Origin of the sequence: Nocardia flavorosea (assembly GCF_015477805.1) — a bacterium.
GTDB lineage: Bacteria > Actinomycetota > Actinomycetes > Mycobacteriales > Mycobacteriaceae > Nocardia > Nocardia flavorosea_A.
In genome coordinates, this window is sequence record NZ_JADLQL010000004.1 from 451,295 (window position 1) to 465,705 (window position 14,411).

The following is a 14,411-nucleotide window of genomic DNA, read 5'->3' on the forward strand; positions in this document are numbered from 1 at the left end:
ACCGTTCTCCCATCTCATCCACCGCCGCTCTGATAGTGCCGGGTGCCCAGTCGCCACATCACCGCCGCCAGCAGCCACGCCCAGCCCGCCGCCAGCGGTACACACCAGGCGAGCCAGGCAGGCATTCCGGCCGGACCCGGTAGTCCCAGCACGGCCAGCGTCGGGAAGTAGGCGGTGAACGCGACCGGTATCGCGACGCAGAACAGGATCCGCAACGGAGTGGGGAATACCGAGGCGGGCTGGGTCGCCGCGAAGGACCCGCCGTAGGTGAAGCTGTTGGTCAGTTCCGCACCGTCGATCAGGAAGAACTGGCAGCCCGCGGCCACCACGAACAGGCCCGCGAAGAGGACCGCTCCACAGATGACGGTCAGCGAGAGCAGCAGTACCGCACCCGCGGACCATTCGATATCGTTGCGCACCAACCCGGCCGTCAGGACCACCAGGGCGACCCCGGCCCGGGCCAGCCGGCGCAGTGAGAAATCGCTGGTGATCAGCTGTAACAGCACCGGTTGCGGACGCAGGTGGTAGATATCGAGCAGCCCCAGCCGGATCAGGACGGGCAGTTTGTCCAGGTGACCGCAGACGAGCTGGGCCGAGGCGAACGCGAGATTGCTCAGGCCGAACAGCAACAGCGCGGCATCCATATCGAGGCCGCCCAGTACCTTCGCCTGCCGGAAGATCAGCCACACCTCGGCGAATTCCACGAGACCGAGCAGCGTCGCCGCCAGAATTTCGCCGGCGAAGGACAGCCGGTACGAGCGTTGCGCCCGGATCCGCGAGTTCAGTACCGCGGCGTAGGGCGCCCAGCGGGAACCGGCCGGCCCGGGCCGCCGGGACGTGGCGGGAACTGCGGTCTCAACCACCTTGGACCTCCATCTTCTGCCGGCCCGCCGCCAGCAGCACGCGTCCCAGCGCGCCCACTGCCAGCAGCCAGAAGATCTGTGTCCCCACCACCTGCATCGCGGACCAGCCGGTGACCCGGCCGGACAGCACATCTACCGGCACCTGCAACATGGACGGGAACGGCGTCGCGTTGGCGAATGTCTTCAACCAGTCCGGGAAGACGTGCACCGGCACGAAGAGCCCCGCGAGAAAAGGCCCGCAGGTCTGATAGAGGGTTCTGATTCCGCGGGTTTCCACCACCCAGAAACCCGCAGTGGTCAATGCGAACAGCGCCAGGCAGGAAATTGCGATCCCCAGCAGAAGGCTCAGCGCGCCGAGTAGATATGCGCCGGGCGTACCCGGCAGCACCAGGCCGAAGGTGAGCGAACCGATGACCAGACTCGGCACCAGGCGCGGGATGAGAGCGCAGACACCTCGCCCGATATCGGTGGCGAGATTGCTGAGCTGGACATCCACCGGCCGCAGGAAATCGACCACGATATCCCCGGAGCGGATCCGCTCACCGAGTTCGTGCTCCGTGGACAAGAACTGCAGGGCGCCGAGCATGCCCTGCGAGATCCACACGTAGGCGCCGATGCTGCCGGCGTCGTACCCGCCGAATCCGCCGGTGGCGCCGACGGCCGCGACCATGACCGACGCGCGCACGAACCCGAAGACGGAGTTGGTGAACAGTCCGGCGAACATGGCCAGTTTGTAGTGCCACTGCCGCCGGAAACCGGCCACCAGCAGCCGCCGGTAGACGGTCGCATATCCCCAGAAATCGGCCACGGCCCCGAGCACCCTCACCCCACCTCGTCCGGACACAAGGACGAGACCTTACCGCGCATTCATCTTCGGGGAAAGGCTATTTCACGATGCGGTCCGCGCCGCCGCGGGCTACAGCTCGGCAGCCAATCTCGTGCCCTGATCGATGGCGCGTTCGGCGTCCAGTTCGGCGGCCAGCTGCGCCCCGCCGATCACGTGCACGGGGATTGCGGCGGTGGCGAGTTCCGATTCGAGGTCGCGTACCGATTCCTGGCCCGCGCAGACGATCACGTTGTCGACCCGGATCACCTGAGGCCGTGCCCGCTGCGGCCCGAAGCTGATATGGACCCCTTCGTCGTCGATCCGCTCGTAGTTGACCCCGCCGATCTGCTGCACCCCTTTGGCTTTCAGCGCGGCCCGATGCACCCAGCCCGTCGTCTTGCCCAGCCCTTTGCCGAATGGTGTGTCCTTGCGCTGCAACAGGACGACCTCACGCGCCGCCGGAGCCGGCCGCGGTGTGCTCAATTGCCCCCGCAGTTGTTCGTCGTCGGCGTCCACCCCCCACTCCAGTTTCCATTCGTCCGGCTTCAGCGTGGGATGGCCCTCCACAGTGAGGTATTCGCTCACATCGAAGCCGATGCCGCCGGCTCCGATCACGGCGACTCGCGCCCCGACCGGTTTCTGCTCCCGGACCAGTTCCGCATAGGACAGCACCATCGGATGGTCGATCCCCGGGATCTCGGGAACCCGCGGACGCACCCCCGTTGCCAGTACCACCTCGTCGTACCCACCGGATATCAATGCGGCCGCGGTGACCGGCGTGTTCAGGTGCACCTCCACTCCGGTGACCTCGAGCTTGCGGGTGAAATAACGAATGGATTCGTCGAATTCTTCCTTGCCGGGGATACGCCGGGCGATATCGAACTGCCCCCCGATCCGGTCCAGCGCCTCGAACAACTCGACTCGGTGCCCGCGCTCGGCCAGATTCACCGCGGCCGACAGCCCCGCCGGCCCGGCACCCACCACCGCGATATGTTTCTTCCGCCGCGTCGGCGCCAGCACCAGTTCGGTTTCGTGACCGGCCCGCGGGTTCAGCAGGCAGGACACCGTCCGGCGCTGGAATGCGTGATCGAGGCAGGCTTGATTACAGGCGATACAGGTATTGATCTCATCCCCGCGGCCCGCGGCCGCCTTGTTCGCCCATTCCGGATCGGCCAGCAGCGGCCGGGCCATCGAGATCAGCTGGGCGTCGCCACGGGTCAGGATCTCCTCGGCGATTTCCGGCATATTGATCCGGTTCGACGCGCATACCGGAATATCGACCGCCGCGGTGATCTTGGCGGTGAATTCGACGAAGGCCGCCCGCGGTACCGAGGTGACGATCGTCGGCACGCGCGCCTCGTGCCAGCCGATATCGGTATTGAGCACACTGACTCCCGCGGACTCCAGTTCCCGCGCCAGTTCGAGGATTTCGGCGAAACTCTGCCCGTTCTCGACGAGTTCGGCCATCGACAACCGGAAGATGATCAGGAAGTCCGGGCCGACAGCGGCGCGGGTCCGGCGCACGATTTCCACGGCCAGCCGGCGGCGGTTCGCCGCCGAACCACCCCAGCGATCGGTGCGTTCATTGGTCCGCGGCGCGAGGAACTGGTTGATGAAATAACCTTCGCCGCCCATGATCTCGACCCCGTCGTAACCGGCGAATCGAGCCAGTTCGGCGCAGCGCACGTAATCGTCGATGGTGCGCCGGACCCCGCGGTCCGACAGCGCGCGCGGACGGAACGGGTTGATCGGGGCTTTGATCGAAGAGGCGGAGACGCTGCCCGGTACGTAGGCGTAGCGGCCCGCGTGCAGGATCTGCAGAGCGATCTTCGCGCCGGCGTCGTGCACGGCGCGGGTGACGATACGGTGCCGATAGGCCTCGGTGCGGCTGGTCAGCTTCGCGCCGAACGGCAGCAGCCACCCGGTGCGGTTCGGGGCGTAGCCGCCGGTGATGATCAACCCGACTCCGCCGCGTGCTCGTTCGGCGAAGTAGGCGGCCAGGCGGTTGATATCCCACGCCCGGTCCTCCAGGCCGGTGTGCATGGATCCCATGACCACCCTGTTCCGCAGGGTGGTGGTCCCCAGCCGGAGCGGGCTGAACAACTGCGGGTAACTCGTCGTCGAGTCCATCGCGGGCTCTCTTTCCGATATTCGTCCGGGCTCCGGCGCGGGCCCGGGGCCTGCCGGACCTCATCACACCATTGCGTACCCGGCGATTACCACCCCCGGCGGCAGATGCGCGGCGAACGGTCTCCACCTGCCCGGATGCCTGGGGCGGCGCTGCCGCAGCCGGCAGGTTTCCCGTTACGGAACCGTCACGAGGAGCTGAATCGAGGGTGTATCGGCAAAAGTTTTGTGTCGTACACCACATGAGGTTTAACCGCATTTCCCCAGGTCGACGCGATACTGGAACGCGTTCATTTCACGATTCAAGATCGTCCTGGGCTTTTTCTCAGGTTTCGTTCACCTGCCGTTCACCTACCGTGACCATTCTGAGATCCGGTCGGAAACGACCTGAGGTTCGACTGCTCCGCGAGATTGTGAACGCCGGGTTTGGAAACAACCGGCCGGACCAACCCGGCACAGCGCCGTAGATGAATACCGCAGACGGTATGGCGACGGCCGAACCCGAACAACTCTACTCCGCCCGAAGGTGGAGATCCGCCGGCGCGGCGGCCCGGGAAACCACCCGGCACCGCGGATGCGCCTTCCGGACCCGAACCGGCCTGTGTTCGGTGTCACACAACAAAACCCGACAACAGCACAGTCATGTTTTTCCGGTCGCGACCCAGAAGTCGCCGCCGAAGATCCGTGCTGCCCGAACCGGGCCGGATCCCGAGACCGATCAAGGAACCGAATCCGCTCATGTCCAACCACCGTTTCTCCAGCCTGCGCCGTCGCACCAAACGCGAAGCGATGGGCTTCGTGCTCGCCAGCGCCGGCGTCGTCGCCGTCACCGCGTCCTCCGCGGTCTCCATGGCCGACAACAGCGCCCCCAGCAAGATCGCCATGGTCGCCGAGCAGAAACCGGCCGCAACCGTGACCGAGGCCGCTGCGGCCCCGGCACCGCACGTGGAACCGGCCGCCGCCGCACCGGCACCTGCTCCCGCGCCGGCACCCGCCCCCGCACCGGCACCCGCCCCCGCACCGGCACCAGCCCCTGCGCCGGCCCCTGCCCCGGTGTACCCGAACAACCTCGACGGCTGGATCCGCCAGGCCCTCGACATCATGCATGCGAACGGCATCCCGGGCAGCTACGAGGGCATCCAGCGCAATATCCTGCGCGAATCCTCGGGCAACCCCGCAGCCATCAATCTCTGGGACTCGAATGCCATCGCGGGCATCCCGTCCAAGGGGCTGCTCCAGGTGATCGACCCCACCTTCGCCGCCTACCACGTGCCCGGCACCCCGTTCGACGTCTGGAACCCCGTCTCGAACATCGTCGCGGCCTGCAACTACGCCGCCCACAAGTACGGCTCCATGGACAACGTCAACAGCGCGTACTGAGTTATCTGCGCCGCCTACAGCTTGGTCATCGGTGTGGGCACATCGTGGACGCAACGGCGCGTACCACTGTCCGCGAGGGTGGCCAGGGGAACCCCACAATGGCGTGGGTGCGCGGTGTCGTGTGCGAACACGGCACCGCGCAGTGCTGTCCGCGGCCCACTTACACTTGTGTATGGCCGATTACGCGCACTCCCCGGCCGCTGAGGCCGGTCGAGCCGCCAAGGCACGGCAACTGGCCGGGTATCTGTGGGACCGGGAAATCACCGGTTCCGAACTACTTCAACTGCCCGCGCAGGTGCAGCGCAAGCTGGCGCGCGCGGCGGGGGTCAACCCGCCGAGTACCGCGGAGACCTGGCGGTCGGTGGCCCGGCTTCTGGACGAGAAAGCCGCCTGGGCCGAACGTAATCCCGATCACCCGGCCGCGCGACGACCGCACCGTGACGAGAAACTGCTGTGGGTCAAGCCCCCGATAACCCCTTGGTGAAGGGACTTGCGGAAGGCTGGCCTGCTGCTCGCCACCGGCTGGTGGCCAGAGTCGCCCCAGCAATTGAGAGCGCTCACCACACCGGTAGAGCGCGTACCTCACCACGCCGGGCCCGCACCTCGCCGCCGGTCGATGATCCGGCTCACCACCAGCCGGTGGCGATCCCTATCTGCCGCTCCAACTCCGGGGCGAGGGTGCGCGCGTAACTGGCGCTGAGGTGGTGCTCGTCGTGATACACCAGCACATTGCCTTCCACCACTCGGCAGATCTCGGGACCGCAGACCGAATCGGTGAGATCCAGCAGGCGCATATTCGGGAACGCCGCCGCGTGCACGATCGCGGGATTCACCGGTGCCAGCGCCGCCGCGCGGGGCATACCGCAGGTCGCGCTGTCACCGCCGGCCGCCAGGCAGTCCACGGCGCTGTAGCGCACCCCGGTCGGGCTGCGCAGCCAGGGCGTATCGCGGATGGCGAGAACGTCGAGACCGCGTTCGGCCAGCGCTGCCCACACGTCGAGGTATTCGGCGGGCACCGCATCGCCCCCGCTCGGCCAGATCGGGGCTGTGGCGGTGGTGAAGACCCAGTCCGGCGGGTCGGCGGCCAGTAGCTCGATCACCGCGCGGGACCAATCGCGGCAGTCGGAGATGTCCAGGCCCCGATACTGGGCGTCGTCGCGAATATTGAGCGAGCAGCCCATCTTCAGGTACACGATCACTTTGATGTCGTGGACCTTGGCCAGCGCGTCCATGGCGGGCATCCAGTGCTCGGCATGAGAGTTGCCGACCATGGCGATGGTGCGGGAACCGTTGGGGTCCCCGTACGTGCAGGTCGTCACCTCTTTGTTGAACCAGTCGGAGATACAGCCGTCGCGGGTGGGCGCGGGAAGGTCGTTGGACGCCTCCAGGATCGAGGGCCGCAGCTTCGCCACCGGCACCTCGGCACCGGCGAACAACGCTTCCGCACCCGGGTATTCGTTCACCGGCAGCGCCTCCACCGGCTCGGAGGGTGTCCGCGCGACCACCACCTGCCAGGAAACGCAGACACCCAGTACCAGCACCCCGACCAGGCTCACCGCGACGCCGGGGATACGGCGCCGCCAGACGGGAGTCGTCACAGCGGCGCCCGAGCGCACGCGCAGTGGCTCCTCGATGAGCTTGTTGGTGACCACGGCGAGTACCAGCGAGGCACCGATGACCAGGAGTCCGCCGTCGAATCCCGCATGCGGTTTCCCGGTCTGCACCAGGTAATAGATGAGCAGTGGCCAGTGCCACAGGTACAGCGAATAGGCGATGGCGCCGAGTTCGACCATCGGCCGGGTGGCGAGCAACCGGTTGACGATCGGCTGTCGCCCACTCTCGGTCGGAATTCCGGCGATGATCAAGACGATCGCAGCGCCCACCGGGAACAGCGCAGCCGGCCCGGGGAACTGGCGGGCGCCGTCGAACAACAGACCGCACACCAGTACGGCGACGATACCGCCGACCGCGAGCAAAGCCGCCAGGGACCGGCCGATCCGGCCGGCGCCGAGCCGCAGCCATGGCAGCGCGGCCGCCAGCAGGGCACCGGCGAGCAACTCCCAGGCGCGGGCGGCGCTGTCGTAATAGGTCCATTCCTGCGAGACCGTCATCCAGACGGCGGCGTAGACGAACGAGGCGGCGCCCAGCAGCACCGACAGCGCCACGATCGCGGGTCGTACCGCGCCCGGCGCGCCGAAGCGCCGGCACACCCACGCGACCAGCGCCAGCAGCACGACGATGGCTACATAGAACTGTCCCTGGACCGCCATGGACCACAGATGCTGCAGCGGGCTCACCGAGGGGTCGGCGGCCAGATAGCTTTCCGCGGCCTGCGCGAGGTACCAGTTCTGGTAGTAGAGGGCCGAGGCCATGGTCTGGCCGGACATATCGGCCCAGGTCGAGTAGGGCTTGGTGGCGACGGTCGCGACGGCCACTGCGGCGAGTACCACCATGAGCGCGGGCAGCAGCCGCCGCACCGTACGCGTCGCGACCTGCCGCGCGTCGACCCGGCCGGTACGTTCCACCCGACGCAGCAACATACCGGTGAAGAAGAACCCGGACAGCACCAGGAAGATGTCGACGCCGCCGGAAACCTTGCCGTACCAGATGTGGAAGGCAACTACCAGAGCGATAGCGATACCGCGGAGCCCGTCGAGGTCGAGCCGGTAATCGGCCGAGCGGGCGGTGGCGCCGGGCTGCGCTGCCGGGGGTGGCGCGGCTGCGTCACGGTCTTTGATTCGCAACAACTGCTCTCTCCGACCTATCGACTTCTCCGCCGGGCCCTGTGTGGGTCGATTGACAGCAGCGAAGAGCGAGCCTCGGACATAGCATGCATCCCTATCACAATGTGTGGTCTCCGGCGAATTCCACCGCTGCACCGGCAGGCTCCGCCACCGCGGCGCACCTCGTCGCGGCATCCGGGGAGTACCCCGCTGCGAACGCGATTTCTCCTTGTCTTATCCAGGCCATACGAGTTGACAACCGAGGCGTCCCTCACAACAGTGGTAGCCGCGCGTTCTCCATTCGGACGCATGATCAACCCCCCAGCAGACATAGAGGAATTCATGAACGTACGCCAGCTCTATGTCAGCGCCGCCGCCGCGGGGCTGACTTTTCTGGCCGCTCCCGTCGTGGGCGCCGGTTCCGCACAGGCCCTCCCTCCGTTGGCGGGCACCGGCTCTTCGACGGTGGATGCCCTGCTCGGTGCCACCGGTTCGGCGCAGTTGACACAGACCGGTTCAGCCGGCGGTGCCTTCAAGAACTGTGACGAAGCGCGCGCCGCGGGTCGGGCGCCGATCTTCCGCGGTGAGCCCGGGTTCGGACCGCACCTGGATCCGGACGGCGACGGGTTCGCTTGCCCCACCGTCTGAATCGAACCCCACTGCGCACGAACGCCCGGTGACGGAAATTTCCGTCACCGGGCGTTGTCGTCTGCGGTGTTCAGCGCAGGATCTTGAACAACACTGCGCCCGCGAGCAGCACGCCCACACCGATCAGGCTGTATTTCACCTTGGGTTCGTTCACCTTGGCCAGTGCCAGCTGTTTGGTGCCCTCGGCGATCCGCTGCGGATCGGCCCGCACCGCGATCTCGTCCAGAGTGCTGGCCAATCGCTCCCGCGCGGCCTCGATCTCCTGCTCGATCCGCTCGGTATCCTTTGCCACCTTCACGCCTCCTGTACCTGGTCTGCCGCGCCCACCGGCGGCCGATGATCACCCCTGGGTCGCGGTTGTCACCGCGGCGCGCCAGGGTTCGGGCACGAGTGTATCCGTGGTCACCCCGGCAGCTGTCGGCTCGACCCGGCCCGGCAGGTCGCCGGCTGCCGTCCGCCCGGGACCTCCGGTGGTGCCTCGCAGCGACCGCAGACCCCCGCCGAGGCCGGATCCGGGAGTCACAAGGTTCGGTTACGGTGCGAGGGTGACCGATAACCATCGACTCGCCCCCGGCGATCCGGCACCCGATTTCACCCTCCTCGACGCCGACGGCAACGAGGTATCGCTGGCCGACTACCGCGGCCGCAAAGTCGTGGTGTACTTCTACCCCGCGGCGAGCACCCCCGGCTGCACCAAACAGGCCTGCGATTTCCGGGACAATCTCGGCGAGCTGAATTCCGCCGGGCTGGACGTGATCGGGATCTCCCCCGACAAACCGGCCAAACTCGCCAAATTCCGGGACAACGAGCAGCTCACCTTTCCGCTGCTGTCCGACCCGGAACGCAAGGTCCTCACGGAATGGGGCGCGTTCGGCGAGAAAACCATGTACGGCAAGAAAGTGACCGGAGTCATCCGGTCGACCTTCCTCGTCGACGCCGAAGGCAAAATCGAAGTGGCCCAGTACAACGTCCGTGCTACGGGTCACGTCGCCAAACTACGTCGCGACCTTTCGGTGTAGTCGCGGATACAGCGCAGCATCCGCCGGCGCCTCGTCTGTCCGGCGCCCGCGTGAGCGCGCCCGTCGCCGATCCGTCACAGCCGGGCTCACTTCGGGCAGCGCCGATTTGCTGCGACCGTGAGGCGCCGGATCGAGGCCCGCCGTAGTCCGCCGGCTCCAGGGCACCGCGGATTCCGGTGCGCATCCCGGGATCGGATCGCGCTTACTCGGTACATAGACGAGCGCGATCCGGCGGAACTTGCTCTCTCCGGCGATCAGTCGTACGACTCGATCAAGCGTTCGTAGCCGTCGAGCAGCAACCCCAGACTCCGTTCGAAGAACAAGTCTTCCCAGCTTCCGTCCTCCTGCTCGAATGCCTGGGCTCGCATCGCCGCCGTGACGGCGGGGAAGCGTTCGGGGTCGATCACGCGTTCGAGAATGTCCCAATCGCCGTCGGATTCCGGGTTGGCGGGGTCGATTTCGGCGACGAGGCGGACCCGCCCGATCACGAACAGTGTCAGGTTCACCACCAGCTGCATTTTGATCGGTTCCGGCACGCGGGTCTGCCCGAGCGCGGACAGGCCGGCCTCCAGCCAGGCCATGTTGTTGGGCCCCAGCGGGGGTGCGGTCATTCGCACACTGAGCCAGCCCGCGTGCTTGGTGATCAAGCGGTACTCCGCCCACGCCCACTCATGTAGCACCGTCCGCCATGGAGTGCCGGGCGCGGCCTGCGGCGGCGTTCCCAGGACCCGGTCCAGCGCGATCTCCACCAGCGTGGATTTACTGTCGACATAGCGGTACAGCGACATCGCGGTGAAACCGAGGCGCTCGGCGACCTTGTTCATCGACAGTGCGGCGAACCCTTCCTCGTCGGCGAGTTCGATGGCGGTGTCGACGATCTGTTCCAGGCTCAACCCGCGCCGTGGCCCGCGCGTTCCTTCCGGCGCCAGGCCCCACATGAGTTCGATCGATTTCGGTAGCGGCCGTTCGGTGTCCCTTGCGGCCCCTGGACCGTGCTGGGTCGCCACCTCCGGACGGTGGTCCGCTGCACTCGGCATCGATCTGGATCCTTCCCGTTGTCAGGCCACGTCCGCCGGACGGCGGTCCCGTTCGTACCGTCCGCCTGATGACGGCACCGAACTTCTTCCTACCCCACCAGGTCTCCACACCGCTGTTGCATCCCGCTTTCAACTGTGTACCATCTAAGCAGAATATATGCCGTATACAGTTTATTGGACACACGGTTATCGGAATGGAGCCGCAATGATCGACCCACCCGCCATCTCCCTCACCGGTCTGGAGAAATCCTTCGGCGATCACCGGGTTCTCGCCGGTATCGACCTCGATGTCGACCGCGGATCGGTGTTCTCCCTACTCGGTCCCAACGGCGCCGGGAAAACCACCATGGTGCGAATCCTGGCGACCCTGACCGGGCCGGACAGCGGAACCGCCCGGGTCGCCGGATACGACGTAGCGCAGGAACCGGACCGGGTCCGGGCCGCCATCGGGGTCACCGGCCAGTACGCCGCGCTGGACAAAGTCCTCACCGGCACCGAGAACCTGCACATGGTCGGGCGGTTGCTGCACCTGGGCCGGCCGGAAGTCCGCCGGCGCACCACCGAACTCCTGGAGCGCTTCGATCTGGCCGCGGTCGCCGGGCGGCCCGCGAGCGCCTACTCCGGCGGTATGCGCCGCCGCCTCGATCTCGCCATGAGCCTGATGGGCCGGCCGGAGGTGGTCTTCCTCGACGAACCCACCACCGGCCTGGATCCGCGCAGCCGCCGCGAACTCTGGCAGGTCATCCGGGAACTGGTCGACGACGGCGTAACGGTCTTCCTCACCACCCAGTACCTCGAGGAAGCCGACCAACTGGCCGACCGGATCGCGGTACTGCACGACGGCCGGATCGTCGCGGACGGCACCCCGGCCCAACTCAAACAGCTCACCCCCGGCGGCCATATCCTGTTCCGTTTCGCCGACCACGCGCACCTGGCCGCCGCGGCCCGCGCGACCGGTTTCCCCGAAACGGATCCGGACGAACTCACCCTGCAGGTGCCGTCCGACGGGCAGGTCTCCCATCTCAAGCACCTGCTGGACGAATTCGCCGCGCTCGGGATCACCGTCGAACGGCTCAGCGTGCACACCCCGGATCTCGACGATGTCTTCTTCGCACTGACCAGCCGGCCGGCCGCGGCCGTACCGGCCGCATAGCGCGCCCGCGCATACCCCCACTCACAGAAAGCCACTCGCGTGACCACCCTCACCTACGCCGCACAGGACGCGGTAACCATGACGGCCCGCAATCTCCGTCATACGCTGCGCAGTCCGGATGCGCTGATCAGTACCCTCGCGCTGCCGATCATGATCCTGCTCATGTTCGTCTACGTCTTCGGCGGCGCCATGGACGTCGGCGGTGCCTTCGTCGATTACGTCGTACCCGGGATCGTCCTCATGTGCGCCTGTTTCGGCGCCTCGACCACGGCGATCAGCGTTTCGGTCGATATCGCCGAAGGAATCGTCGACCGCTTCCGCACCATGGCGATCAGCCGATCGTCCTTCCTCACCGGACACATCACCGAAAGCCTGCTCCGCAATACCCTGGCCACGGCAGTAGTGGTGATCGTCGCACTCGCGATCGGCTTCCGGCCGACCGCCGACCCGCTGCGCTGGCTCGCCGCCGCCGCGCTGCTGGCCCTGGTGGTGGTGGCGCTGTCGTGGATGTCGGCGTGTTTCGGGTTGCTCGCCAGTAGTCCGGAGGCCGCCAACGGGTTCACCATCTTCGCCATGTTCATTCCCTACGTGAGCAGCGCCTTCGTTCCACCGGAGACCATGCCGGACTGGCTGCGCGGATTCGCCGAACACCAACCGGTGACACCGGTGATCGAAACCCTTCGCGGTTTGCTGGTCGGATCCCCCATCGGCGACAGCGCGATACTGGCGATCGTCTGGTGGGGCGCCATCGCCGTGGTGTCCTACGGCACAGCACTGGTCCTCTTCCACCGTAAGACCCGGAACTGACCCGGCTCCGCCGCCGAGCCGGCGGCCGCGACATCAGCCGGCGGTGTTGCGGGCCCCGGATCGGCGGTGGCGCGGTGGTGAGACATGACAGACTCACCGTCACATTCCCGTACTCTCCCACCACCACCTTCGGCATACCGCTAGCCTGGGACATGTGAACGTACGTACGGAGGCCACAGTGAAACGGCGTCCGGACCCTGCGCTGGAATTGGAACTGCAGGACGATCCGCAGGAACTCATGCCGCGGCGGCGTCCGACCCAGGAGCGCAGTAAGCGGAAGTTCGACGCGCTGCTGCAGTCGTCCCGGGAACTGCTGGTCGAGGTGGGTTTCGAATCGTTCACCTGTGAAGAGGTCGCGGCCCGGGCGGAAGTCCCGATCGGCACGCTCTATCAGTTCTTCGCCAACAAGTACGTCATCGTCTGCGAACTGAACCGGCAGGACCTGGTCGCGGTATCGCAGGAGCTGGCCGATTTCCACGGCGAGATCCCGTCGCTGGACTGGTTACGGCATATGAACCAGTTCGTCGATCATCTGGCCAGCCTGTGGATGACCGACCCGTCCCGCCGCGAGGTCTGGCTGGCCATGCAGTCCACCCCGTCCACGCGGGCCACCGGCGCGATCCACGAAAAGGAATTCGCCGAGGTCGTATCGCAGATGCTGCGCCCGCTCACCCCGCGCACTCCCCGCGCCCGGCGCACCATGATGGCCGAGGTGCTGGTGCACGTGGTGTATTCGATGCTGAATTTCTCGGTACAGGACGAGCAGAGCCACGCCGATGCCGTCGCCGAGCTCAAACGACTCATGGTCGCCTATCTGCTGGTGGCGGAAAAGGAATCCCGCACCGCCAGCCAAGGCTGAACCACCCGCCGGCCGCGTTCACCGATCGAAGCCGCGGAAAACACCGTCGTCGTCGACGCCGTCTGCGTAGTCCTCGAAGTCCATGTTGCCGAGCAAGAAGTTGACCTCGACCTCGGCCACAGCGACCGGAGCGATCCGGAATACCGGCTCGCCGCCCCCTCCGGTATCGACTGCCGGTAACGGGTGCTCGGGTCGGTCATCGTGGTGGTGTCGGCGAGGAACATATAGGCCCGGTCACCGACCAGATCCGCCAGCTCGGCGGGGCTCAGCCCGTCGAGGGTCACGTCGTCGACGGGTGTCAGTTCTGTCATCGTGTCTTCGTCGTAGGAAGCGATGACCGACGCGAGGGTTTCGGCCCACGCATCATCGTCGATGAAATCCCTACGCACCAGCAGCGATTCGCCGACGGGCAGAGTCCGTGCCATATGCCTGATTCTGCACTAGGACAGCCGAGCCCGGACACCCGGACCAGCGCATACGGAAAGGGCCCGGAGCGGGCGCTCCGGGCCTTTCGTTGTTTCCTGCTCAGTTCTCCGGCGACCGTCCTTCGATCAGGTCGGCCAGTTCACCCGGATCCTCCAGCACGACCATGGCGGCTGCGGTGTCCCCGTCGTGAGTGAGCGATAGGTGCACCCGGACCCGCGGCAGGAACTCTGCGGCCAGGCCGTGCAGTTTGATGCTCGGCCGGCCCCAGGCGTCGTTCACCACCTCGATCAGCGGGTACGGGTTGTCCCCGATCTGCGGGCGGCGGGCGAAGCGGGAGGAGGCCCAGGCTTTGAGCACGGCCTCCTTCGCCGCCCACCGCGCCGCGTAACTGCGGGCCGGATCGGTGGCCTTGCTCTGGCAGTAACGCCGCTCACCGGCGGTGAAACTTTCCCGGAGCATGGTCGTTCCGGCCCGTTCCAGTTGTTCGGTGAACTCGGAGATGGTCACCAAGTCCAAGCCGATTCCGAGGATGGTCACAGTCGC

The 14,411-nt window shown here is 66.6% G+C and carries 14 protein-coding genes and 1 pseudogene; 7 read left to right on the plus strand and 8 right to left on the minus strand.

All coding sequences use genetic code 11. The features are described from left to right. Positions 1-14 precede the first annotated feature (14 nt). The 3 genes from IU448_RS20655 to IU448_RS20660 form a co-directional block, all read right to left on the minus strand. Positions 15-863, minus strand: coding sequence for an ABC transporter permease (locus IU448_RS20655; protein WP_324188650.1), 849 nt, complete (start codon positions 861-863; stop codon positions 15-17). Continuing rightward, a complete protein-coding gene (locus IU448_RS29055; RefSeq protein WP_324188651.1) occupies positions 856-1,689 on the minus strand; it encodes an ABC transporter permease in 834 nt (277 codons plus the stop codon). Before IU448_RS29055 ends, IU448_RS20655 begins: the two co-directional genes overlap by 8 nt. Before the next feature lie 90 nt (positions 1,690-1,779). After that, positions 1,780-3,819, minus strand: a complete 2,040-nt coding sequence (locus IU448_RS20660; protein ID WP_195057289.1) for an NADPH-dependent 2,4-dienoyl-CoA reductase — start codon at positions 3,817-3,819, stop codon at positions 1,780-1,782. 735 nt (positions 3,820-4,554) lie between these two features. On the opposite strand from IU448_RS20660, the gene IU448_RS20665 reads away from it, so the two are divergent. Together IU448_RS20665 and IU448_RS20670 are read left to right on the plus strand one after the other, a co-directional pair. Further along, on the plus strand, positions 4,555-5,196 hold the full coding sequence (locus IU448_RS20665; protein ID WP_195057290.1) for a transglycosylase SLT domain-containing protein: 642 nt from the start codon (positions 4,555-4,557) through the stop codon (positions 5,194-5,196). A 172-nt stretch (positions 5,197-5,368) separates the two neighbouring features. After that, a complete protein-coding gene (locus IU448_RS20670) occupies positions 5,369-5,680 on the plus strand; it encodes a hypothetical protein (RefSeq protein ID WP_195057291.1) in 312 nt (103 codons plus the stop codon). A gap of 142 nt (positions 5,681-5,822) precedes the next feature. On the opposite strand, the gene IU448_RS20675 is transcribed toward IU448_RS20670, so the two are convergent. Continuing rightward, complete coding sequence (locus IU448_RS20675) at positions 5,823-7,943, minus strand: acyltransferase family protein (RefSeq protein WP_416383029.1); 2,121 nt, start codon at positions 7,941-7,943, stop codon at positions 5,823-5,825. 285 nt (positions 7,944-8,228) lie between these two features. Between IU448_RS20675 and IU448_RS20680 the strand changes: the two genes are divergently transcribed. Further along, positions 8,229-8,567: an excalibur calcium-binding domain-containing protein gene (locus IU448_RS20680; RefSeq protein WP_416383030.1), complete on the plus strand. Its 339-nt coding sequence runs from the start codon at positions 8,229-8,231 to the stop codon at positions 8,565-8,567. A gap of 70 nt (positions 8,568-8,637) precedes the next feature. Here the strand turns inward: IU448_RS20680 and IU448_RS20685 are convergent, their stop codons facing one another. Then, on the minus strand, positions 8,638-8,859 hold the full coding sequence (locus tag IU448_RS20685) for a DUF3618 domain-containing protein (protein WP_195057293.1): 222 nt from the start codon (positions 8,857-8,859) through the stop codon (positions 8,638-8,640). 253 nt (positions 8,860-9,112) lie between these two features. Between IU448_RS20685 and bcp the strand changes: the two genes are divergently transcribed. Further along, on the plus strand, positions 9,113-9,586 hold the full coding sequence (gene bcp, locus IU448_RS20690) for a thioredoxin-dependent thiol peroxidase (protein WP_195057294.1): 474 nt from the start codon (positions 9,113-9,115) through the stop codon (positions 9,584-9,586). A 254-nt stretch (positions 9,587-9,840) separates the two neighbouring features. Here bcp and IU448_RS20695 read toward each other — a convergent pair whose 3' ends face one another. Then, entirely contained in the window at positions 9,841-10,623 is a 783-nt protein-coding gene (locus tag IU448_RS20695) for a TetR/AcrR family transcriptional regulator (protein WP_228813671.1), read from the minus strand. A gap of 205 nt (positions 10,624-10,828) precedes the next feature. Between IU448_RS20695 and IU448_RS20700 the strand changes: the two genes are divergently transcribed. The 3 genes from IU448_RS20700 (at position 10,829) to IU448_RS20710 (ending at position 13,442) form a co-directional block, all read left to right on the plus strand. Then, the gene (locus IU448_RS20700; RefSeq protein WP_195057295.1) at positions 10,829-11,776 is read left to right on the plus strand and encodes an ATP-binding cassette domain-containing protein; all 948 of its coding nucleotides are present in this window, start codon (positions 10,829-10,831) and stop codon (positions 11,774-11,776) included. A 78-nt stretch (positions 11,777-11,854) separates the two neighbouring features. Beyond that, positions 11,855-12,583 (plus strand): ABC transporter permease, encoded by a 729-nt coding sequence (locus tag IU448_RS20705; RefSeq protein WP_195057487.1) that lies wholly within the window; start codon positions 11,855-11,857, stop codon positions 12,581-12,583. Positions 12,584-12,821: 238 nt separating this feature from the next. Continuing rightward, a complete protein-coding gene (locus tag IU448_RS20710) occupies positions 12,822-13,442 on the plus strand; it encodes a TetR/AcrR family transcriptional regulator (RefSeq protein ID WP_228813833.1) in 621 nt (206 codons plus the stop codon). 18 nt (positions 13,443-13,460) lie between these two features. Here IU448_RS20710 and IU448_RS20715 read toward each other — a convergent pair. Together IU448_RS20715 and IU448_RS20720 are read right to left on the minus strand one after the other, a co-directional pair. Continuing rightward, positions 13,461-13,867 (minus strand): annotated as a pseudogene (locus IU448_RS20715) (DUF6924 domain-containing protein). Between the two features lie 100 nt (positions 13,868-13,967). Then, positions 13,968-14,405: a holo-ACP synthase gene (locus IU448_RS20720; protein WP_033246001.1), complete on the minus strand. Its 438-nt coding sequence runs from the start codon at positions 14,403-14,405 to the stop codon at positions 13,968-13,970. Positions 14,406-14,411: the final 6 nt, after the last annotated feature.

Excerpts from the sequence above, each read along its gene's own strand:
- IU448_RS20700 (WP_195057295.1), top strand. The coding sequence starts at position 10,829 with ATGATCGACCCACCCGCCATCTCCCTCACCGGTCTGGAGAAATCCTTC.
- IU448_RS20665 (WP_195057290.1), top strand. The coding sequence starts at position 4,555 with ATGTCCAACCACCGTTTCTCCAGCCTGCGCCGTCGCACCAAACGCGAA.
- IU448_RS20680 (WP_416383030.1), top strand. The coding sequence starts at position 8,229 with ATGATCAACCCCCCAGCAGACATAGAGGAATTCATGAACGTACGCCAG.
- IU448_RS20710 (WP_228813833.1), top strand. The coding sequence starts at position 12,822 with ATGCCGCGGCGGCGTCCGACCCAGGAGCGCAGTAAGCGGAAGTTCGAC.
- IU448_RS20695 (WP_228813671.1), bottom strand. The coding sequence starts at position 10,623 with ATGCCGAGTGCAGCGGACCACCGTCCGGAGGTGGCGACCCAGCACGGT.
- IU448_RS20705 (WP_195057487.1), top strand. The coding sequence starts at position 11,855 with ATGACGGCCCGCAATCTCCGTCATACGCTGCGCAGTCCGGATGCGCTG.
- IU448_RS20670 (WP_195057291.1), top strand. The coding sequence starts at position 5,369 with ATGGCCGATTACGCGCACTCCCCGGCCGCTGAGGCCGGTCGAGCCGCC.
- IU448_RS20660 (WP_195057289.1), bottom strand. The coding sequence starts at position 3,819 with ATGGACTCGACGACGAGTTACCCGCAGTTGTTCAGCCCGCTCCGGCTG.